The organism is Bradyrhizobium sp. CCBAU 25360 (assembly GCF_028128695.1).
GTDB lineage: Bacteria > Pseudomonadota > Alphaproteobacteria > Rhizobiales > Xanthobacteraceae > Bradyrhizobium > Bradyrhizobium ottawaense.
This window is the reverse complement of sequence record NZ_LBJA01000038.1, coordinates 266,026-287,703: the sequence shown is the minus strand read 5'-3', so window position 1 is coordinate 287,703 and position 21,678 is coordinate 266,026. Positions and strand designations below refer to the sequence as shown.

The following is a 21,678-nucleotide window of genomic DNA, read 5'->3' as shown; positions in this document are numbered from 1 at the left end:
AGCCTCTGAACTGTGACTGTCAGTTGATTTCGAGTCGAGCCCATGGCGTTCGGTAGCCGCGCAACTCCGCGAAGCATCGCCCCGACGGAGCCTGCGGCTTCGTGGGAAGCGCCGCGGGCTGCGCGGATGAAACCTGACGGCGCCGCGCCGGCGCTGATCAAGGGATCGCTGACCGTCACCGGTGTGCTGTCTTTCCTGCGCGAGAACGGCCGGCGCATTCTGACGCTGGCGGTGGCGCTGTTCGCCCTCGGCGTCGTCGTTCTGATGATTCTGCCGGTCCGGTACGCCGCGACCGCCCTGGTCGTGCTCGATCCCCGGGAGCTGCGCGTGACCTCGGATCAGGAGGTGCTGCCGGGCATCGGCCAGGACGCCGCGGCGCTTCAGAGCCAGATCGAGATCGCCAAATCGGACGGCTTTCTCCGCCCCCTGATCGAGCAGCTCAAGATCGCCGATGACGATGACATCGCGGGCGGTCATACCGACATGACGCGCCTGCTCGAGAAATTCCGTAACCGCCTCGAGATCACGCGGCGCGGGCTCACTTACGTCATTGCCATTTCCTTCACCTCGAACCGCTCCGAGCGGGCCGCTTACTACGCCAACGCCATCGCCGCGGCGTTCGTTGCCAGCCAGGGCCGCGTCCGCACCGAGGCCACGGACGAGGCGGCCGATTGGCTCAAGGACCGGCTGAAGACGCTGAACGAGCGGCTGCGCGCATCGGAAGACGCCGTCGCCGCCTTCAGGCTCGAGCACAAGATCCTCAATGCCGGCAAGGATTCAACCACGCAGCAATTGCGGGTGACCGATCTCAATCAGCAGGTCTCCGCCGCCCGTCTTCGCACCGAGGAAGCCAAGGCGCGCTACGAGCAGGTGCAACGCGATCTCAAGGCCAATGTCGAAGGTCCCGTGAAGCAGGACCTGCTGAGCATGCTGCGCGCGCAGCGCTCGACCCTAAATGACCAGATCGCGCAGAAGAAGGCGGTGTACGGCGAGCGCCATCCCGACCTCGCGATCTCCTACAGCCAGCTGGCCGATATCAACCGGCAGATCGAGGTCGAGCGGAAGAAGAACATCGACACCGCCAAGTCCGAATATGAGGCTCAGCTGGAGCAGCAGAACGCGCTGGAAAAGCAGCTCAAGGCGGTCGAGACGCAGATGCTGGTCGACGGCCAGGCGCTGGTGAAGCTGCAGGAGCTGCAGCGGGACGCCGATGCCAACAGGAACATTTACGAACAGTTCCTGTCGCGGTTCAAGACGACCAATGAGCAGCGTCAGCTGCAAAACTCCCAGACCAAGATCGCTTCGCCCGCCATTCCGCCGTTGCGCTCGACCCGTCCGCCGCTCGCTTTGCTGCTGGCGGCGCTGGGGATCGGCTCGCTGCTGACATCGACCGCCGCCACAGCGGCGATGACGAGCATGTCCGGCGGGCCTGGGCCTGCCGAGGCCGCCGTGCATGCGGGGGCGCAGGACACGCAAGTCCAGCAGCAAGCCCAAACTCAAGTCCAGCCTTCCGCCGCTGCCGCGCCCCGGCCCGAGGCGATGCCGCGCCTTCCCGTCTGGGCCCGCATTCCTGATCTGGCGTCCGGGACTGCGACCAACACCGTCTGGCAAAGACCGATCGCCGCCTCGGTCGAGCTCGATCTCGGCGCCTATCTGCGGCCGCTGCTCGAGCGGATCGATCGCGTGCCGGTGCGCGGTTGCAAGGTCGCCCTCGTGCTGTCGGTCGGCAAGAGTGCTGGCGGCAACACCGTTGCGCGCTCGCTCAATCGCGCCGCCGTGAACCGCGGCATGATGAGCGTATTGATCCGGCTGCAGCCGGAATTCGCAGGTCACCAGCCGCCGGTGACCGAATGGAACGACGGCTCGACCACGGCGGGACTTCAGTCGATCGACGAGCTTCTCAGTGCCGGCCGAAAGGCAGACGCGAGGCCCGAGGACGATATTCGTTCGGAGTTCGATCTGATCATCGTCCATGCCGGCAATCTCGCCTTGCAGCCCGACGCCATCGCGCTGGCGGCGCATGCGGACCTGATCGTCCTCGTGGCGCGCGCCGGCGAGCTCGGTTCGGCGGCGATGCGCCGGGTGACCGCGGCGTTGTCGCGGTATGAGGCCGTGCCGACGGGTCTGGTCGTCAATCACGCGCCTGCGGGTTCGCAGGCGCCGCACCCCGAGGACGGCGCATTGGGTCTTGCGGTTTGACGATGACAGCGTCGCGCCGTCGTTGGCTGACTGCTGCGATGCTGCTGTCGATCTCATTCGGAGCGCCGGCCTTCGCCGACACTTGCGTGCCCGTGCCGCAGACGGTTGCGCCGGAGAGGCTCGCTGCACTGTCGCGCGGCTTCAATGCCGACGGCTGGATCAACGGTGAGGTGCCAAGCCGCGAATTGCTGCAGCAATTGCGCCGCGCTGGAATGACTCACGTCCGGTTGCCGGTGCCGGCAGAGCGCGTGATGCCTCGTTTCGCCGCAAAGGCCGAGCGCGACGAGACGCTGCGTGTGCTCGACAAGGCGCTGAAGCAGCTCACCGCACTCGGCTACGTTACGTCAGTCGATCTTCATCCCGGCGAGCGCTTCAATCGCCTGCACAAGGAGGATCCGGACGCGGCGCTGCGCGAGATGCAGGACGCCTGGAGCGGTCTTGCAGAGGTCATTCGCTCCTATCCGGCCGACCGCGTCTTCGCCGAGCTGCTCAACGAGCCCGATATCGACGCCGACACATGGCAAAGGCAGGTCGAGACGCTCGCCGGCTTCGTCCGCAAATTGCTTCCTGCCACGACCCTCGTCGTCGGCCCCGTCAACTGGCAGCGCGCGGATTCGCTGCCGCGGTTTCGTCCGCTGGACGATCCCGACATCGTCTATGCCATCCACTTCTATGATCCCATGGTGTTCACCCATCAGGCCCACTGGGATGCGAAGGATCCGCTGCACGACATCATCGATCTGCCTTATCCGATCAATGCCGGCGATCCCAAAGTGCAGGCGCTGCGCCAGGATCTGCAGGCGAGGGGCGCGACCCAGGCGCTCGGCATGCTCGACGTCGCAATCGCCGCCGCCAAGGACAAGCCGCAGGCCGATCGCTGGCTCGCACCGGCGCTCGCATGGCAGCAGCAATTCAAGCGACCGATCATCGTCAACGAGTTCGGCGTGCTGAAAGCCGGCGCGCCGAGACAAAGCCGGTTGCGCTGGCTGGCGGACGTCACCGCTTATGCCAGGGAGCATTGCTGGGGCTGGACGCATTGGGAGCTGGCGCAGGGCTTTGGCCTCGTCGATCGCAGCACCGGCAGGCCCGATCCCGACGTGATGCGGGCGCTGCTCGGCGCGCCCCGGCCCGGCCGGCGCTGACATCGCACCGGTTCGCTATCGTTAAGGAATCCTTTCACATCGCCCCGCTATCGTGCTCGACGCGCGCTGCCAAAGGACGATTGATGGGGGCCGGTGACTTAACCCAGGTTCAGACCGTGCCGGCCGAGCCATCGCCGCCGGCCTGGCGCGAACTGGTTCCGACACTCTGTATCGCCGTGGCGGCGATCGGCTTTGCTCCGGTCCTGCATTTGGCCTATCCGGCCCTGGCCATCGTGGTCGAGGTCCTCATCGGTATCGCCATCGTGCTGGCGGTCCCGACCTACGCGCCGGCCATCGCCATCTTCGTCCTGTTCTTCCAGAACCTGTTCGTCTCGATCCTGTCGCCGCTGGTCCCGCTGCCGTCCGATCTCGACTTCATCAAGGGCTACAATTTCCTCGTTTGCTCCGTGATGTGGCTGGCGACGTTCGGCCTTTACGTGCTGGGCCAGAGGAATCAATCGGCTGAGGTGAACCAGATCATGCGCTGGGGTGTCGTCACCCTCGCCGTGGTGTCGCTGTATTTCGCGATCGGCTTCATCCAGGACGGACAGCCGGCTGCGGTCTATCTGCGCAATATCGTGCTGCCGCTGTTCCTGTTCCAGCTCTCGCTTCTGACGGCCGCGACCTATGAGGTGCGCATCACCCCGTTCCTGGTGACGCTCGCGGTCATCCTTCTGCTGTGCGGGTATGTCGAACTCGTCTTCCGCGATCTCTGGCTGGCCATCACCAACAGCTATACGTTCTGGGGTTTCGACGAGCTCAAGGCGACCCATTCGGGTGTCTGGGAAGCCCAGATGCGGGCCACCGGCAACGTGCCCGTCGACCTCAAGGACCGCTTCAGCTTCGATTTTCTGAACACGCCCTTGCTCGAAGGGGTCGGCCTGTCGAAGATGCTGCGCATCAACGGTCCGAACATGCACCCGATCAGCTTCGCTTACGGCGTCGGCTTTCTCGCCCTGTTCCTGTTCTCGGTGGGACGGCCGCTGCTGGCCCTCGCAGCACTGCCGCTGCTGATCTTTTGCAGCGTGAAGGGCGCACTCATCGTGGTGATCTTCGTGGTCGCGGCCTGGATCGCGACCCGTCTGATCGGCGCCGTGGTGACGTTGTTGCTCGGCTTCCTCGGCATGGCCGCCTTCGCGGTTCTGGCGATCCGCCTCGGGCTGCAGATCGGCGACTATCACGTCATTGGACTGATGGGTGGTTTGGACGGATTCGTGCAGAAACCTTTCGGCCGGGGCCTCGGCATTGGTGGCAATTTGTCGGAGAGCTACTTTTCCATCGACTGGAGTGCCGCACAGGCCGCCGGGACGATCGACGGCGCGGTCGAGAGCGCGATCGGCGTGCTCCTGTACCAGATGGGCTTTGGCGCCTTCGTGCTGCTGGCCTTCTATTTCGCGATGGCGCTTAGGGCATGGCGCCTCTACGCCTCATCGGGCTATCTGACGCAGGGTCTCGCCGGCTTCGGCGTCATGGTCGTGCTGCTCAACGGATTGTTCCAGGAAGAGGCCTTGTTCGCGCCACTCGCGCTCGGGCTCATGCTCTCGCTCACCGGCCTCGTCATCGGCAGCCATGTGAGAATGCAGGCCGTCGCCCGCGAGGGTGCGGCAGTCGAGCAGCTCACCGGCTACCAGTCCGTGGCGTAGCTCAGCGTCAGGCGCGCGCACCTGAACGCTCTGACGCAGGAACTTCCACTTTTTCCCGGCGTTGGTCTCGCGGGTCGCAGCACAAACGGCCGGCTCCGCACGATGAAGAACTTCTCCAACGCTGAATTTTCACCCGAGGTGATCGCGATCATGACGGGCGCCCTGGAAGCCGCGGTTGCGAGCCTGCCGGAGCCCGTGCAAGCTTCGCACGTCAACATGCTCGCCGAATCCATCCTGCGCACGGCCGCCGCGGGCGAGCGCAACGTCGCCAACCTGCAAAGGATCGCCTTGATGGAGCTGCAACTGGTGCCGCGCGAGTGATGAGGTGGACATGAAGACGACATTCGCAGCTGTCGCAGCGCTCCTTGCCACGCTGTCTGCCGCCCAGGCAGAGAGCTGGACGGCCTACCGCATCGCCGAGTCCGGAACATCGGTGGACATTCCCGTTTCGCTCTTCACGGAGTTGGCGGCCAAGCCCGACGGCTTCGGCCAGCAATTTCGCACCTCCGACGGCAGAGCCGATCTCACCGTACAGGCCGTTTCCAACAGCCAGGGTCTTTCGCCGGCTGCATTCCTGGCCACGAAGAGTCCGCCGTCCGGCATCATCTACAAGCGTGTCGCCCCGAATTTCTTCGTCGTCTCCAGCATCAAGCGCGACAAGATCTGGTACGACCGCTGCAACTTTGCGCGCGGCTATGTGCACTGCGTGCTGATCAATTATCCCGCGGCCGAAAAGCGGCAATGGGACCGCGTTGTCACACGGATCAGCCACAGCCTCAGCGGCGGCTGAACTCATCTGGAAAAGAGCTGCCCGAAACGAGCTCGTTCCCAAGTCACGAGGCGCCAGTTTGACGCGGTCTGATCGGCCCGGTTCTTGTGAATCGTCCTGATGGTTAGACTGCCGCCCGCCTTACCGCCACCCCAGCGCCGGTGCCACGTGCTTCAGGATCGCCTCGATCGCATGCGCGCAGTAATCGACCCCTAACTGGTTCGGGATCGTCAACAGCAGCGTGTCTGCCTCCGCGATCGCCTCGTCCTGGCGCAGCTGCTCGATCAGGGCATCGGGCTCGGCGGCATAACTCCGGCCGAAGATCGCCCGGGTCTGCGGGTCGATGAAGCCGATCTGGTCCTCGCCTTCGCCGCCCCGGCCGAAATAGGCACGATCGCGATCGTCCATCAGCGCAAAGATGCTGCGGCTGACGGAGACGCGGGGCTCACGGGTGTGGCCGGCCTCCTTCCACGCCGCGCGATAGGCGCGAATCTGCGCGGCCTGCTGCACGTGAAAGGCTTCGCCGGTCTCGTCGTTCTTCAGCGTCGAGCTCTGCAGATTCATGCCGAGCTTCGCCGCCCACACCGCGGTGGCGTTGGAGCCGGCGCCCCACCAGATCCGCTCGCGCAGGCCTTGCGCATGCGGCTCGATGCGCAAGAGTCCCGGCGGGTTGGGAAACATCGGCTGCGGATTTGGCTCGGCAAAGCCTTCACCACGGAGCAGGTCGAGAAAGACTTCCGCGTGGCGCCGGCCCATGTCGGCATCGCTCTGGCCGTCAGCGGGCCGATAGCCGAAGTAGCGCCAGCCGTCGATCGCCTGCTCGGGCGAGCCGCGGCTGATGCCGAGCTGCAGCCGGCCGCCGGCGATGAGATCGGCGCTGCCTGCGTCCTCCACCATGTAGAGCGGGTTCTCATAGCGCATGTCGATCACGGCCGTGCCGATCTCGATCCTGCTCGTCCTGGCGCCGACCGCCGCGAGCAGCGGAAAGGGCGAGGCGAGCTGGCGCGCGAAATGATGCACCCGGAAATAGGCGCCGTCCGCGCCCAGTTGCTCGGCCGCGACCGCAAGCTCGATCGATTGCAGCAGCGTGTCTGCGGCCGAGCGGGTCTGCGATTGCGACGAGGGGGTCCAGTGTCCGAAGGAGAGAAAGCCGATTTTCTTCATGAGGGCTAGGTATGCATGACCGGAAGAATTTGCGAGACGTTGGCCCGAGGGAAAAATGGCGGCGAGGCGTGTGGCCGTAAGTGCTGGGAGGAAGCAGGCCCGGGTTCGCACCACGACGTCAGGTCGTTCGACTTTGATCTGTCGTGCCCAGAAGCGGCCTCAGATTTCGCAACCGGTCAAATTCAATGCCTTGAGTAGGCCACCGAACGCCTTCAGTCGACAGGGCTCGGTCTCGCTGGCGGCCTTTGCACGCTGAGCATTGGCAGCTCGCTTGGCAACAATTGCCTTTGGCTTCGGCTTGGGACGTTCGGCGGTCGCGATCGTCTTCGCATCGCGCCGATGACGGACGATCGGTTTCGGCGCGGTCGAATCGACTTGGATGTCTTGCGGAGCAACGGGGTTCTCGACCGGAGCAATTTGTGTCGGCATCGCGCTGCTCACAGCGGCAACCTCGAGGCGATCGGCCTTCGGCAACGTGTCAGGTGACGCAGAGACGGTTGCGCTCTGCTCGGCAAGGGGCGGGGCGATCGCGACGGCGCGACGCGGTGGAGCGCTCAGCTCCATTGCCGACAGCACCCCTGCACTCAACAGGATGAGGAGGCCCAACAACGCCATTTTCAGCATAAAGCGCCTCTAACCCGGGGTTAGTGCCGCTGAAAATTCTCCGCTGCAATAAGGCAACTTGTCGGCGATTGCCGACCTCGGGCGAATCATTTGCCGACAGCGTTAACGGCGATGCTTCTGCAGACCATCGTCGTAAGCGGTCCTTCGCCACGCCCTTGAAAGGCGCCCGGGAGCATCTATATAACATCCATAGACCATCCAGGGGGATGGTAATAATGGATGTACCTATGGCCGATAATGTGCGCGAGCTGCGACCGAAGGCCCCCGACACCGAGAAGATCACGATCAACCTTGGCTATGTCGACCTCGGTCATGTCGATCTCATGGTGCAGGAAGGGTTCTATTCGAACCGGACCGATTTTATCCGGACAGCAATCCGGAACCAGCTCGAGCGCCACGTAGAGGTCGTCAGACAATCCACGGCCCGGAAGAACCTGGACCTCGGGCTGCGCAACTACACTCGCGAGGATCTCGAAGCGGCGCGGCGCGCCGGCGAAATGCTGCAGATCAATGTTTTGGGCTTAGCCACCATCGCCCAGGACGTCACTCCCGAGTTGGCTCGCGCCACAATCGCGTCGGTCTCGGTGCTGGGGGCCCTTCACGCCACTCCCGCGGTCAAGGCCGCTCTCGCCGACAGAACGAGGTGAACGATGCTGAATCAAGTCATAATCCGCGAAGCAACCCGCCTCACGCGTGCCGGCCAACTGGTCGAGGCCACCGCGCTCCTGCAGCGCATGCTCCACGGCGGTAGCGCTCCAAAACCAGAGCATCGCAACGCCGCTCAGGCTCGGCTCCCGGGGCTCGATCCGCTTACCATCGACGCTACGGCCGACGTCGTCGAGGAGCGGGAAGCTCCGCAGATCTCGCCGGCCCGCTCTGATCAGCGACGCAGGCGCTCCTCACCGCTCGACGGCATGCGGGATTTTTCCGGGCTCGGCCTGCGAAGTCCGATCGCACGCGCTCCTCTGTCCCCGTCGGACATGGTGCCCGAGGGCACACGGTTTATCGCCGGTACCTTCAATAACGCCGCGGGAAGCCGGACCTACAAGCTGTTCATCCCAAGCCGCTGTGAGGGACGACGGCTTCCGCTGATCGTCATGCTTCATGGATGCACCCAGTCGCCCGACGATTTCGCGGCCGGCACCCGGATGAACTTCCTGGCGGAAGAGCAGAATTGCTTCGTGGTCTATCCTGAGCAACCGAACGGAGCCAACCCATCGAAGTGCTGGAACTGGTTTCGCACGGGCGACCAGCGCCGCGGCGGGGGCGAGCCCTCGATGATCGCCGGCATTACCCGCCAGATCATGCGCGACCATGCGATCGATCCGAAGCGCGTATATGTCGCGGGTCTGTCGGCCGGCGGGGCCGCCGCCGCCATCATGGGCGCAACGTATAGCGACCTGTACGCGGCGGTCGGTATTCATTCAGGCCTCGCGTGCGGAGCCGCGAGCGATCTTCCCTCCGCGTTCGTCGCCATGCGGCAGGGAGGCGGCTCCAAGGCAATTGCGGACGGCAAAACTTCTGTGCCGACCATCGTTTTCCATGGCGATCGCGACACCACGGTGCATCCAAAGAATGGCGATCAGATAATCGAGCAGTCCACCGGGGCAACGAGGCCGACGACGAAGGTACTTCGCGGACGCGTACCCCACGGCCATGCCTATACTCGCACCGTCCTGATCGACGGGGCCGGTCGGGCGATCTCCGAACACTGGAACATCGATGGCGCTGGACACGCGTGGTCAGGCGGCAGTCCCGCCGGGACCTACACTGATCCGCAGGGGCCGGATGCGACGAGGGAAATGCTGCGCTTCTTCCTCGAGCATTCGCTCGGTGGGTAATCTGGCTTCACCGCCCGATCCGAAGCTACCGGCACCGACAACGTCCTCCGGACGATAGGGCTGCTGCAACATCAGGGGGTACCGGGCGGGGCGCGACGGGCGAGAAATCGGTCTCAAAGATCACCGGAGTTTGGGATCATCCTCCCGGCAACGTTCGGCGATCTGCCATCCGTCAATGCCCCGTTTAGCTTGAGGTCCGTGATGAGACGTCGGCGACTCGCCGCGCGCACCATGCCCTGGCCGTCAGTCACACGGATGACGTCGTGCCCTTCCTCTCGCCTTCACCACGAACTGCTAGTGACCAGAGCATTCAAATTGCTCCAGCGATGCGGTCTATCAAGGGCCGATGCTGACCTCCGAAGGTTCGCTTCGAGGAAGTCTCGCGATCAAGGCATGACTGCTTGCGTAGTTGCCGCAACTTAAAGCGGTCTTTGGAGAGCACAACGAGCGAAGAGCTAATTGTTCTCAGGCCAACGCCCGTCGAACATAGGTCTGGAAGATCGCCAGCTAGACGTTTGTTGGTTGGAGTTGCTACCTGAAATCATCGTCCAGTCGCAGAACGTGCGATTGATCTCAGTTCATGCGGGTCTCCAACAATGCGCGGGTTTGGAACGCCACATCACGAAGCCTGTTGTCCGTTCAGAAATGACCGTTGTGGTCGCACCCTCATGTTCTTGGAGCGCCAGATGAGCAAACGCAAACCGGCACCAGCGTCAAAGCGCGCCCGCAATCCGAAAATGGCCGCGCGGGCCCAACGGAACAAGCAGGCCATTGTTAGAAGCCCGAAAGAGGAATTTCTTCGCTCTGCTGCGGCAGCCTCAATTGAACCGCCTCTTAAGCTTCATGATGATCCTGGACACGAGGTTCCTGTCATTGAGCCTCGGGTGGATGCCTTGCCAGGTGACCTCAGTCAGAGAATGATCGGCAGCGATCCAATGAAAGGCTTCGCTTTAGCCACGGCAAACATGCAGGCGTACCAAGCAAAGCTTCTTGAGATAGCCCAGGCCAACGTGCAGTTCACTTTTGATTTCGGCCTGAGACTTGCGACGATCGGGTCACCAACTGAATTTTTCGCCGTCATTACCGAGTTTACAAGCAGACGGGCCGAGATGTTCGGGCAGCATTCGAAAGAATTGGCGGCATATCCGTTCTGGCGCATCAAGCCGGCCCCAGAGCTCGCGGCTCTGCCGGGACGATAACTGCAAGCCGTACCCGCTGCGGCAAAGGATGGACGCAAACGCGAATCACGCACGCGCCGATCACGGTTGCTTGCTTTCGGCTGGGGAGCGCGGCTCACAACAACCCAGAGCGGGCTCGGTGCCGCCGATCCGAGGGACCCGCGATCAGGAATGTAGGTTGACACGATGTCCACAACAGAAGCCGTTCTGCTGATCGTTTTGGCGGGACTTGTCGTTCTGATCCTCGGCAACATCGCGTTTCAGGTGACAGCGGAGCGAAAGAATCCGCCTATCGGCGTCTTTACCGATTGCGACGGAGTGCGCCTTCACTATATCGAACGGGGCGATGCCGCTGCGCCTTGCGTGGTCCTGTTTCACGGGAACGGCACCATGATTCAGGATCTCGTCCTGAGCGGTTTGGTCGACCGCCTGGCCCACGACCATCGCGTCGTTTGCTTCGACCGGCCAGGGTTTGGCTACAGCGACCGTCCGCGCACGCGCATCTGGACGCCTACGACGCAAGCTTCCTTGTTCGCGAAGGCTCTTGATCAGCTTGGAGTGCGCAATCCCGTGGTGCTCGGCCACTCCTGGGGAACGCTGGTGGCAATCGCGCTGGCGCTGCGAAGCGGTTATGCCGTGAGTGGGCTCGTGCTTGTGTCCGGCTACTATTTTCCAACCTCACGGATGGACTTTTGGCTCATGTCAGGTCCGGCACTGCCGCTGCTCGGGGATCTGATGCGCTACACGATCTCGCCGATCATATCGTGGGCTATTGCGCCGAAGCTGATGCGCACGCTGTTCGCGCCGCGTGCCATTCCGCCGAAATTCAAGAATGAATTTCCGATCTCGTTGGCTCTCCGGCCCAAGCAGTTGAGGGCGGCCGCCGAGGAGAGCGCGTTCCTTATTCCTGCTGCCGCGCAATTGCAGCTTCAGTATCAGGGCATCCGGTGTCCCGTTAGGATCCTGCACGGAAAGGGTGACCGGCTCATCGAGGCCGACCAGTCGCGCCGCCTGCACGAGGCGTTGCCCCGCTCCTTGCTACATCTGGTCGAGGATGCCGGTCACATGGTTACCTATGCAGATTCGCCGGGAATAGCGGATGCCGTGGCTGCGCTGGCGCTCGCCGCACCGCTGAGGACCGCATAGGGTTTCCTTTTGCGATGCGGGCGTCCGGAAGTGGCCAGTGGCTGACTTCAGCCCAGCGCGCGGGGGTCCGCTTCCCGAGTCAGACTGGACCGATGGGCCATGGTGGTCCGATGGTAGCTTTGACCCTGAAAGCGAAGTGACGCCGCTGGGCGCTGAGGTCAGTTCATGTTGGCACAGCGGACGGGATTTGCTCGGCCAGAGTTCTTCGCAGTTTGACCCGTTGCTGAAGTTGCCTGTGCTGAGTTGGTCCGCTTTTGCGCCGAAAGCTGCCGAATTGATCAGGTCGCCGTTTGATGACCTATCTTGAAATGATTGTCCTGAAGCTCAGCAAATCAGGTTGCCCCCCGTCGATGGGGCAAGGACTGCCCCCAGGACTGCTGCAGTTCGTCCGGCACATCACGCGTGGTAGTGGGGCTATCGCACAGGCCACACGAAGTCGCCCCTACTCCGGCTGTTCGGTTGCAGCAAGCGCTGCCACTCCGATAAGACGCACAATTGCAGCCAAATGTCTCCCCGGCTCTCGTCGTCGCAGCGGACGCAATAGTTGCCGCGTCGCTGTCGCAACCGGAGTCACAAGCCGGTTTTCTTGCCCACGCTTCATGCGGAGTGACACGATTGCTACGTCAAAAGACAGCGGCGCGGGAATGAACGGTAGCTAGATAAGATCGAAGATCGGTAGTGCCGAAGCGCGGAGCTTGTATCGTTGAGAAGCAGGGAATGCTGGTTGTGCTAACCGTAGTTCCGCTTACAAAGTCGTGAATTGCATTTGCTATTCACCGGCTCATGCTTTGTTTTCGAGTGGGCCATCTCTTGTTGGACTTCAGAAATTTTTAGAACCGAGCTGGCGCGGTCCTCAACATATTAGTCAGCCCCAGACTGACATCTTAAAGCGCGCTCTGCGGTATCGCCGTGCTGCTGGTGCCGTCCACCATCAATCATCGAAGTTCCGGCACGCGTCCGATCGCAAAGGCTCGCTTGTTCGCGAGGCACATCCAATCACGTAAGCTTCTGCGGCGGAGTAGCGATCATTGACCTTTATCAAGAGATCAAAAAGTCCGTCACGGGGGACGACCGTATTGCCCAGTCCAAGTGTTGATGATGTCCGACCCACGAATTATTCCGAAGGCAAGTTCCTGCCGAAACATTAGCTATGCCGGGGATCTTGTCGCAATTGGAGCGATCTATTTCGCCCTCGCAAAAGGTGGCCTTGCCCTCGCCTCCATTCATCCCAGCGCAACGCCAATTTGGCCGCCGACGGGTGTCGCGCTGGCGGCGGCGCTGCTGCGGGGTTATCGGATTTGGCCCGCAATTTTTGCAGCGGCGATGGTCGCCAATGCCACGACGGCCGGCTCGGTTGCCACCTCAATTGCTATTGCAACCGGCAATTCTCTCGAAGCGGTTGTCGGCGCTTACCTCATCAATCGATGGTCGGGCGGCTGTAACACATTCTCAACGCCAAATTCTGTCGCAAGGTTTGCTCTGATTTGCGTGGTGATCGCGACACCGCTCAGCGCAAGCATCGGACTAACCAGCCTGGCAACCGTCGGGTACATCGAACCGAAGAATCTCGCTGACGCCTGGATCACATGGTGGCTCGGAGATGCGACCGGCGCGCTAGTGATTGTCCCCGTTATTGTGCTTTGGGCGGCAGGCCCCCACTATGCTATCAGCCGCAATGAATTTTTGGAGACAGTCGGCGTGCTCGCGACTGCGGCCGTAGTTGGCCTCATTGCTTTCAGCCCCCTGATCGAGCAAACGCCAGGCCGAGATCCACTGGGTTTCCTTGCGATCTTGCCAATGTTATGGGCGGCACTGCGGCGCGGTCCGCGCGACACCGCAACGGTTGCGCTGGTGCTTGCGGGCACCACGATTTGGGGGACGCTCATGGGCGGCGGCCCCTTCACGAACGGAAATGTCAACTCTTCATTCCTCCTCGTGTTGATGTTCTTGATCAGTATTACCGTTCCTAGCTTGTTGCTCAGCGCCGACGTGGAGGTACGCAAGAAAGCGGAGGAAGGTCTGCGCCGCGCACAGATTGAACTCGAGCGCAGGGTCGCAGAACGTACGCAAGAACTGGAACTCGCCAACGCCGCAAAATCACGCTTTCTTGCCATGGCAAGCCATGATTTGCGGCAGCCATTACATGCACTGGGCTTGTTCATTGCCCAACTGCGCACGCCGCTCAGTTCGGTGGAAAGGACAAAGACGATCGAACGGGTCGATGCAGCGCGCAAAGAAATGGATGAAATGTTCAATTCGCTCCTGGATATCTCCAGGCTCGATGCTGGAATGCTTACCCCGAAAATTACCGAACTCCCAATCGCGCACCTGCTGCAAAAACTTGAGATGACGTTTAATCAGGCAGCGCGGGAAAAAGGCCTCCAGCTACGCATTAGGCGAAGTAACGCCTGGGTGCGGAGTGACGCCATGCTGCTCGAGCGCATACTGCTCAATCTGGTGTCCAACGCCGTCCGCTATACGTTGCGGGGCCGGATCATCGTCGGATGCCGTCGGCGCGGCGAAACCTTGCGTATCGAAGTATGGGATACCGGCCCCGGTATCCCTGAGGATCAGAAGCAGAACATCTTTGGCGAGTTTTTTCAAGTTCCCGCCCAAGAGCGGAGCCGGTCCGGCGGCCTGGGGCTTGGCCTCGCCATTGTTGACAGGCTTAGCCGTCTCCTCAACCATCAAATCGACTTAGCTTCGCGTGTGGGCCGAGGTTCGCGCTTTGCGATCGAGCTTCCGATGGTCGATGAACGTGTCGCATCCAGCGCGCCCATTGACTCCCCGTACACCGGAGCTTTTTCGGCCGAAGGGAAGCTCATTCTTGTTATTGCTGACGCCCCAATGGTGACGGAGGGAACGGGCGGATTGCTCAGCAATTGGGGATACTCCGTCCTTAGCGCCGAATCCGAAGATGCTGCACTTGTGCGAGTTGCTCAGCGCAAACAACGCCCCGATCTTATAATCTCGAACTATCATCTTGCGAGCGGAAAGACTGGAATCTGCGCGATCGAACAAATCAATGCGGCGTTTGGTTCCTCAATTCCAGCTATTCTGATCAGCGGCGATACGGCAGCTGAACCATTACGGGACGCTAACGAGACAGGATACATCTTGCTGCACAGGCCTGTTGATCCAATGCGGCTCCGCGCTGTTTTGCACGAACTCTTTAGGGATCATGGAGGATAGGAGAGGCCGGGGCAGTCTTATGTTTCAGATTTTGGCTCCCAGCCCATTTTTCCTACCTTTATTATCGCCTCGGTACGACTCGCTACACCGAGCGCCTTGAGGACGACCGTGATGTGGTTCTTCACTGTCGGTACTGCCATATTGAGTGTCTTGGCAATGACCTTGTTGCTTCGTCCTTTCATCAGGAGCGCAAGCACCTCGATCTGCCGATCGGTCAACCCGATGCGCTTAAGAGAGTCGCGTGCCGCTGGCTTATCTGTAAGCCGAGGACTCCTCGTTTCCTCCAGCATTTGTGAGGGAATGTAAACTCCGCCGGAGAACACCAACTTGATAGCGCTGAGTATAACCTCACGTTCGGTAGTTTTCGGAATGAAACCCAGAGCGCCAAGTTTGAAAGCGCGCTTGACTGTGTCTTGATCATCCGATGACGAGAGGATTACGATAGCAATGGTCGCATAGCGCTCACGCAGTTCGCGGAGAACAGAAAAGCCATCTCGATCGGGCAAGTTGATGTCAAGCAGAATGAAGCTGATGTCCGGATGTTCCTCGACGAGGCGCATTGCCTGCTGGCTGTTCGAAGCTTCAAAAATGATTACTTCTCGGTTCAGCTGCTTCAGAACTGAGTGCAAGGCCTCGCGAATCAATGCGTGATCGTCGACAATCAGGACCTTCATAAAAGCTCTCCGTCATCCTGCACGGAGATCCAATTTAGAAATCATACACCCCCCTTCGATCTTTGGCGACACGAAGGTGGCCGAGGATGGCTCCCGAACCGCCCTTCCTGATCCGACCAGCGGTCCCGTCAGGCACCCCAAGGAAGCTGAAGGGCGTTCTGTCACCCAATACAACAGCGAGAAAAGCGAGCGCGGACTTATCGTTGTCCGCGCGAGTCAGCCTCCCTTGGCCTGTGCACAATGGTCACACGCCTATGATGTTATGATGTGACCTGAGCGACGTCAGATGGAAGCCGAGCTGTGCGATACCTTGATCATAGGACCAAGGGATCTCTCAATGTAGACCTCAGGCTGATTTACAAGGCTGTGCCGGATGAACGATGCTCCACTACCAACCGCCTTACCGCCAAGAGTTTCTGCCAAGCGCCACCTTACGATGGTTATCGCAATTGCGGTCGTGGCTGGGTTGGGCGCGAATCAATCTAGACTGCGGCGTTGTTATGATGCGCCGTGTGGTCGGACGTTTTTCTCGGCATTGGCATTCCCAACAGGTTCAGAGGGATTGCAGATGATGATGCCCCAAATTGCTGCTGCTATTGTCGGCGCTGCTACCGCTGGCGGGTTTCTTGTCACGCTTGCACCGGATTTCAGCGCCGATTTTGCTCTTGCGGTTATTGCGTGCTTTTCATAGCCGTAGAGAGCTCGGCGTCTTTCCCTCTTGATGGTTCCTCTCGAAGACTACTCGCACGCCGGACAGGCAACCAGATGCATGATCGAACCGCTACGCCGAAGCCATTGGTAGGCGCGCTGCCGGAGCTGAAAGGTTCCGGCCGCGATCTGCGAATTGATGCCTGTCGCGGCATTGCGCTCTGGTGCATCTTTCTCGACCACGTTCCCAACAACATCGGCAGTTGGCTGACGCTGCGGAATTACGGCTTCAGCGATGCCGCGGAAGTGTTCATGTTCGTCTCGGGTGTGACCTGCGCACTGGCCTACGGCAAGGTATGGCGCTGCGAGGGCTGGACCGGCCTGATCAGGCGGACGCTGCGGCGAAGCTGGGACATTTATGCCGCATTTCTGATGCTCACACTCTCCTGTGCGATCTTGGTTTACCTCGCAGGCGGGGACCGTCTTGCTGACGAGAGCAATACGCGCGTTCTCTTGGACCAGCCAGGCGCGGCGCTCGCGCACGCGGCAATCCTGCAATACTGTCCGGTAAATACCGATGTGTTGCCCATCTTTGTGCTTCTTCATCTCTTATTCGCGCCGCTGCTCTGGCTGCTGCTGCGAGTGCCGAACGTGATGCTCGGCGCCGCGCTGGCGCTCTATGCCTTGGTGCATGTACTCGGTTGGACGATACCAGCGTGGCCGAGCGGCCACTGGGCCTTCAATCCCCTGGCCTGGCAGCTGCTTGTTGTCCTTGGCGCGTGGTGGATAGTCGAAGGCGAGAGAGCGCGGCCATGGGTGACGTCACGCACGGCAGTTGTACCTGCCGCTCTCTATCTGGTGTTCAGCCTGATCATCGCATTGAGCTGGAGGATCCAACTATTGGACGGAATAGTCCCGCAGGCGCTGCTGAAACTGTTTTATCCCGTGGATAAATCAAATCTCGACCCACTCAGGCTGCTGCATTTTATAGCCCTTGCGGTTTTGGCGGTACGGTTCGTGCCTCCCAATCCGCGATGGCTGACGACGCCGGTGATGTGCAGTGCGATTCTCTGTGGTAAGAACTCGTTGCCGATCTACTGCCTCGGCGTTCTGCTTACGCTCGCAAGCGTCCTGGCGCTGCTCGATGTCTCGGAAGGGCTCGCGATGCAGATCGCGCTCAGCGTTGCTGGCGTTCTGATGATGATCGTGGCGGCGACGCTGCTGAACTTGATTAAAAACAAGCCGAGTCAGCAGCTGACCGTCGCAGCGCCTATGAGTGCGCGCGCCGAGAAAGGCTGGGGCGCCGTCGGCTGGCGCGCCTGAAGTCGTTTCGCCGATGGCTACGCGAATTCGGATGGACCGGCGGCGAGAACCTCGTCACCTTTCCGGTTTGCGGCGGGGCAAGCAGCCGAGCCAGCTGAGACTCTGTCCGGAAGGAGGCTCATAAGAAGCCTTTTCGCGTGGCGTGAATATCTTGGCGTCTCTTACGAGTCGGCCCGGAACTTTTCGGCAAAGACGTCGAACTGCACAGTGAGGTCATTCCACAGGTCCGACACATGCCGCTTTCCAATTCGGCCGGTCCGAGCCGGGCGCGCCGATGATAACCAGTGTCAAACTGCGCCGGATTGTTTGGGCGGTGGGGCGCGGCCGATGGCATACAGTACATTGCATTGATCCCCGTCGTTTTAAGGTCTGTGCGTGGCAGAGGCTGAACCTAGCGGCCGCTTTGCGCCAGTACCTGCCGATCATCGCAATTCCGGTTGTGGCCCATCGGCGAAGTTGCGCCTCGGCGGTCGGTAGTCCGCTCGTTGAGCCAGAGCGGACCAGATTTGCTCAACCTGAGTTCTTCGCGTTTTGACCCAAACCGGTCATTTCCCTAGACAGGCTGCCTCGCCGGGGGAATGATGGAGCTCTAGGCGAACTGGGGCCGCCGTCATGGACCTGGGAGGTTGGCTACGGAGGCTTGGCCTCGAACAATATGAGGCGGCATTCCGCGAGAATGAGATCGACGATACGGTCCTGCCGAACCTGACGGCGGAGGACTTGAAGGACCTTGGTGTCGGAATTGTCGGGCATCGCCGCAAGCTGCTCGACGCCATCGCCGCCTTGCGTGCTGAAGCGGGCGCACGGGCGCCCCTATCCGACGCTTCTTCGGCAACCTGTAAAACCACTAAGGACACCGCCGAGCGCCGCCAAGTCACCGTGATGTTCTCGGACCTAGTCGGTTCGACGTCGCTCTCCGCACGTATGGACCCAGAGGACCTGCGCGAGATCATTTCGGCGTATCAAACGTGCATCGCCGATACGGTACGCCGCTTCGGGGGCTTCGTTGCGAAGTATATGGGCGACGGCGTGCTGATCTATTTCGGCTACCCGCAGGCTCACGAGGACGACGCTGAGCGAGCCGTTCGCGCAGGATTGGAAGCGATTGGCGCGGTTGGTGCGCTCGAGTTTTCAGTTCCGCTGCAAACCCGCATCGGTATCGCGACGGGCCTGGTCGTCGTCGGCGACTTGATCGGCACGGGATCGGCACAGGAGCAGGCGATCGTCGGCGAGACCCCAAATCTTGCTGCACGGCTTCAGAGCGTCGCCAAAGCGAACGCGGTGGTCATAGCTGAGAGCACGCGGAGACTGCTAGGGAACCTGTTCGATTTGGCGGACCTCGGATTGCACGATCTCAAGGGCATCGATGCGCCGACGCGAGCCTGGGCAGTGCTACAAGTGAGTTCGGTGGAAAGCCGTTTCGAGGCGTTCCACGGAAGTGGGCTGACCGAGCTAGTCGGACGGCAAGAAGAACTCGATTTGCTGCTACGGCGATGGCGGCGGGCGGCGAGCGGTGAAGGTCAGGTCGTACTGCTTGCTGGTGAGCCAGGTATCGGCAAGTCGCGATTGATAGCGGCGCTTCAGGAGCGCCTTCAAATCGAGCTGCACACCAGCCTTAGGTACTTTTGCTCACCGCAGCGCGTCGACAGTGCGTTCTATCCGATCGTTACACAGCTGGAGCGCGCTGCCGGATTTTTGCGCGAACATACGCCGGAGGAGCAGCTTGACAAATTGGCGGCGCTGTTAGCGCCGGCCTCACCTCCGCAAGAGGATCAGGCCTTGCTGGCTGAGCTGCTATCGATCCCGTTCAAAGGCCGTTTTCTGCCTTTCCAGTTAACGCCTAGGGGCAAAAAGGAAAAGACTTTCGAGGCGCTACTTCGGCAGCTCCATGGTCTAGCGCTGCAACGACCGGTGTTGATGCTCTTTGAGGACGTGCACTGGATCGATCCCAGCTCGCGCGAACTGCTCGACCTTGTAGTCGAGCGGGTCCAGCATCTACCGGTGTTGCTGGTTATTACATTCCGTCCCGAGTTCGAGCGCATCTGGGCCGGGCAGGCGCACGTCACAATGCTGTCCCTCAGCCGGCTCGACCGGCGCGAGGGCGCTGCGTTGGTTCAGCAGCTCATCGGCGAAGGGACCCTAACGAGTGATGTCGTTTCGGAGATTGTCGCGCGCACGGATGGGGTGCCGCTATTTCTCGAGGAGCTGACGAAGGCGGTGCTGGAGGCAGATGACCGCGGCGCCAAAACCGCACTCTCGCGTGTTTCAGCGACGGCGCTTGCAATTCCGGCCACTCTGCACGCCTCGCTGATGGCGCGCCTTGATCGGCTCGGATCACCCGTGAAAGAGGTGGCGCAGGTGAGTGCTGCCATCGGTCGAGAGTTCTCCTACGAACTATTACAGGCCGTAGCGCAGCGGAACTCAGCTGAACTGGATAAAGCGCTCCATCAGCTGGTATCTGCCGAATTGATTTTCCGGCGCGGAATGCCACCAGACGCGGAATACAGCTTTAAGCACGCCTTAGTGCAGGATGCGGCCTATAGCACATTGCTGCGCGGAGCCCGTCACAAGCTGCATGCACGGATTGGCAAAGCGCTCGAACAGCTCTTTCCTGAGCTTGGCAGCATCGAACCCGAGCTGTTGGCGCACCATTTCACGGAGGCCGGAGAGGCAGAGATCGCGATTTCATATTGGTTGAAGGCCGGGCGGCGTGCGGCGGGGCGCTCCGCCGACGAGGAGGCCGTGCGTCATCTCAGACGGGGCCTGGAGATATTAATGATGCTGCCGCATTCGACACAGAAGGATCAGCAGGAACTCGAATTCCAGCTCGCCTTGGGGACGCCCTTGGCGGCTCAGCATGGCTATGGCAACCCACTCGTGGGGGCTGCACGCGATCGCGCGATCGCCTTGTGTGAAAAGTTGGGCGACACGGAGCACCTCTTGCCGAGCCTCTACGGGCAGTATGCCTATTGCATAGCGAGCGGCAGGATCCCGAAGGCACTTGAGTATTCGCAGCGCTGCCAATCGCTGGCCGCGCACACCGGTGACCGCGCGGCGCGACTGATCGCGCACCGCGCCATGGGCGCGTCGCTGCTTGAAATGGGCGAGTTCGAGGCCGCGAAAGCACAGCTGGAACAGATCCTTGCAATCGACAGGATCGAAATGGACCAAGCTCTTTCGGTGCTTTACCTCGCGGATCCGCACTCGTCAGGCCTTGCCTATCTGGCACTGAGCCTATGGGCCTTGGGATACCCCGACCAGGCAGTCGCAGCACGCCAGAAGGCAATTAAACATGCCCTTGACGCAAACCACGCGAATACGAGCGGCATCGTTGGCATCTATGCTGGCGCACAGTTGTCCGTGTTGCTCGGCAAGATGGCCGACGTCAAGAACTACGTTGAAAACCTGAACGCACAACTTGGATCGCGCGTGCCGCTCTGGGCCATTAGTTGCGGTCAAATACTGAGCGGTTGGGCAATCGGGTGTGCAGAGCGGCTGGAAGACGGCATTGCTCTAATGAAACACGGAATACATGCCGCCGAACAACAGGTTCGGTTTCATTCTCCGCACTACCATTCACTCCTTGCGGTCCTGCAAGCACGCGCAGGAGATATGCAGGGTAGCCTGAGCGCGATCAGAAAAGCCACCGAGCTGATAGCCGACACAGGCGAATATCTCTGGCAGGCCGACGTGCTCAGAATTGAAGGCGAACTCCGATTGCTTTTCGGAGCATCCATGGAAGCGGAAGCAATCCTTGTTCAAGCTCTCGAACTCGCCCGCAAGCAGCGGGGAAGATCGTTCGAGCTGCGCGTCGCTATGAGCATGGCGCGGCTCTGGCGCGATCGAGGCAAGCGAAACGAGGCTCGCGAACTGCTCGCGCCGATCTACGACTGGTTCACCGAAGGCTTCGATACCCGCGATTTGAAGGAAGCGAAGGCCCTGCTCGAGGAACTCACGTGAAAGGCGAAGACCTGCGACTTCCGGTGATGGCCCTTTTCGTCCGCGTTCGACGCTTGGCTCGACGTCAGCTCTCAGGGGCATGGCGGACTAGATTTGCTCATACCAAGTTCTTCGCAGTTTGGTGCGCATGGGTCTGCGTCTAGCTCAAAATTTCCGGGAACCATTTCCGTTCCGA

16 protein-coding genes are annotated in these 21,678 nt (G+C 61.0%); 13 read left to right on the top strand and 3 right to left on the bottom strand.

Going from position 1 to position 21,678, the window contains the following annotated elements; genetic code table 11:
• Positions 1-42 precede the first annotated feature (42 nt).
• From XH81_RS17275 to XH81_RS17255, 5 genes are all read left to right on the top strand, one after another.
• Entirely contained in the window at positions 43-2,199 is a 2,157-nt protein-coding gene (locus tag XH81_RS17275) for an exopolysaccharide transport family protein (RefSeq protein WP_028140813.1), read from the top strand.
• Positions 2,200-2,201: 2 nt separating this feature from the next.
• Positions 2,202-3,341, top strand: coding sequence for a glycoside hydrolase family 5 protein (locus XH81_RS17270; RefSeq protein WP_028140812.1), 1,140 nt, complete (start codon positions 2,202-2,204; stop codon positions 3,339-3,341).
• Positions 3,342-3,424: 83 nt separating this feature from the next.
• The gene (locus XH81_RS17265; RefSeq protein ID WP_028140811.1) at positions 3,425-4,984 is read left to right on the top strand and encodes a hypothetical protein; all 1,560 of its coding nucleotides are present in this window, start codon (positions 3,425-3,427) and stop codon (positions 4,982-4,984) included.
• 102 nt (positions 4,985-5,086) lie between these two features.
• Entirely contained in the window at positions 5,087-5,305 is a 219-nt protein-coding gene (locus tag XH81_RS17260) for a hypothetical protein (protein WP_028140810.1), read from the top strand.
• A 10-nt stretch (positions 5,306-5,315) separates the two neighbouring features.
• Positions 5,316-5,774 carry a hypothetical protein gene (locus tag XH81_RS17255; protein ID WP_028140809.1) on the top strand — a complete coding sequence of 153 codons (459 nt, stop codon included), beginning with the start codon at positions 5,316-5,318 and terminating at the stop codon, positions 5,772-5,774.
• A 120-nt stretch (positions 5,775-5,894) separates the two neighbouring features.
• Here the strand turns inward: XH81_RS17255 and XH81_RS17250 are convergent, their stop codons facing one another.
• Together XH81_RS17250 and XH81_RS17245 are read right to left on the bottom strand one after the other, a co-directional pair.
• Positions 5,895-6,917 carry an LLM class flavin-dependent oxidoreductase gene (locus XH81_RS17250; RefSeq protein WP_028140808.1) on the bottom strand — a complete coding sequence of 341 codons (1,023 nt, stop codon included), beginning with the start codon at positions 6,915-6,917 and terminating at the stop codon, positions 5,895-5,897.
• A 159-nt stretch (positions 6,918-7,076) separates the two neighbouring features.
• Entirely contained in the window at positions 7,077-7,541 is a 465-nt protein-coding gene (locus XH81_RS17245; RefSeq protein ID WP_028140807.1) for a hypothetical protein, read from the bottom strand.
• Between the two features lie 227 nt (positions 7,542-7,768).
• On the opposite strand from XH81_RS17245, the gene XH81_RS17240 reads away from it, so the two are divergent.
• From XH81_RS17240 to XH81_RS17220, 5 genes are all read left to right on the top strand, one after another.
• Positions 7,769-8,188, top strand: coding sequence for a CopG family transcriptional regulator (locus XH81_RS17240; RefSeq protein WP_028140806.1), 420 nt, complete (start codon positions 7,769-7,771; stop codon positions 8,186-8,188).
• A gap of 3 nt (positions 8,189-8,191) precedes the next feature.
• On the top strand, positions 8,192-9,382 hold the full coding sequence (locus tag XH81_RS17235) for an extracellular catalytic domain type 1 short-chain-length polyhydroxyalkanoate depolymerase (RefSeq protein WP_028140805.1): 1,191 nt from the start codon (positions 8,192-8,194) through the stop codon (positions 9,380-9,382).
• A 686-nt stretch (positions 9,383-10,068) separates the two neighbouring features.
• Entirely contained in the window at positions 10,069-10,581 is a 513-nt protein-coding gene (locus XH81_RS17230) for a phasin family protein (RefSeq protein WP_161966286.1), read from the top strand.
• A 165-nt stretch (positions 10,582-10,746) separates the two neighbouring features.
• Positions 10,747-11,706 (top strand): alpha/beta fold hydrolase, encoded by a 960-nt coding sequence (locus tag XH81_RS17225; RefSeq protein ID WP_038947369.1) that lies wholly within the window; start codon positions 10,747-10,749, stop codon positions 11,704-11,706.
• A gap of 1,095 nt (positions 11,707-12,801) precedes the next feature.
• The gene (locus tag XH81_RS17220; protein ID WP_271596304.1) at positions 12,802-14,898 is read left to right on the top strand and encodes an MASE1 domain-containing protein; all 2,097 of its coding nucleotides are present in this window, start codon (positions 12,802-12,804) and stop codon (positions 14,896-14,898) included.
• A 17-nt stretch (positions 14,899-14,915) separates the two neighbouring features.
• On the opposite strand, the gene XH81_RS17215 is transcribed toward XH81_RS17220, so the two are convergent.
• Positions 14,916-15,572, bottom strand: a complete 657-nt coding sequence (locus XH81_RS17215; RefSeq protein WP_271596303.1) for a response regulator — start codon at positions 15,570-15,572, stop codon at positions 14,916-14,918.
• 373 nt (positions 15,573-15,945) lie between these two features.
• Here XH81_RS17215 and XH81_RS17210 point away from each other — a divergent pair, with 373 nt between their 5' ends.
• From XH81_RS17210 to XH81_RS17200, 3 genes are all read left to right on the top strand, one after another.
• The gene (locus tag XH81_RS17210; RefSeq protein ID WP_271596302.1) at positions 15,946-16,263 is read left to right on the top strand and encodes a hypothetical protein; all 318 of its coding nucleotides are present in this window, start codon (positions 15,946-15,948) and stop codon (positions 16,261-16,263) included.
• Between the two features lie 74 nt (positions 16,264-16,337).
• A complete protein-coding gene (locus tag XH81_RS17205; RefSeq protein ID WP_271596301.1) occupies positions 16,338-17,543 on the top strand; it encodes an OpgC domain-containing protein in 1,206 nt (401 codons plus the stop codon).
• Between the two features lie 612 nt (positions 17,544-18,155).
• Entirely contained in the window at positions 18,156-21,503 is a 3,348-nt protein-coding gene (locus XH81_RS17200) for an adenylate/guanylate cyclase domain-containing protein (RefSeq protein ID WP_271596300.1), read from the top strand.
• The last annotated feature ends 175 nt before the right edge of the window (positions 21,504-21,678 follow it).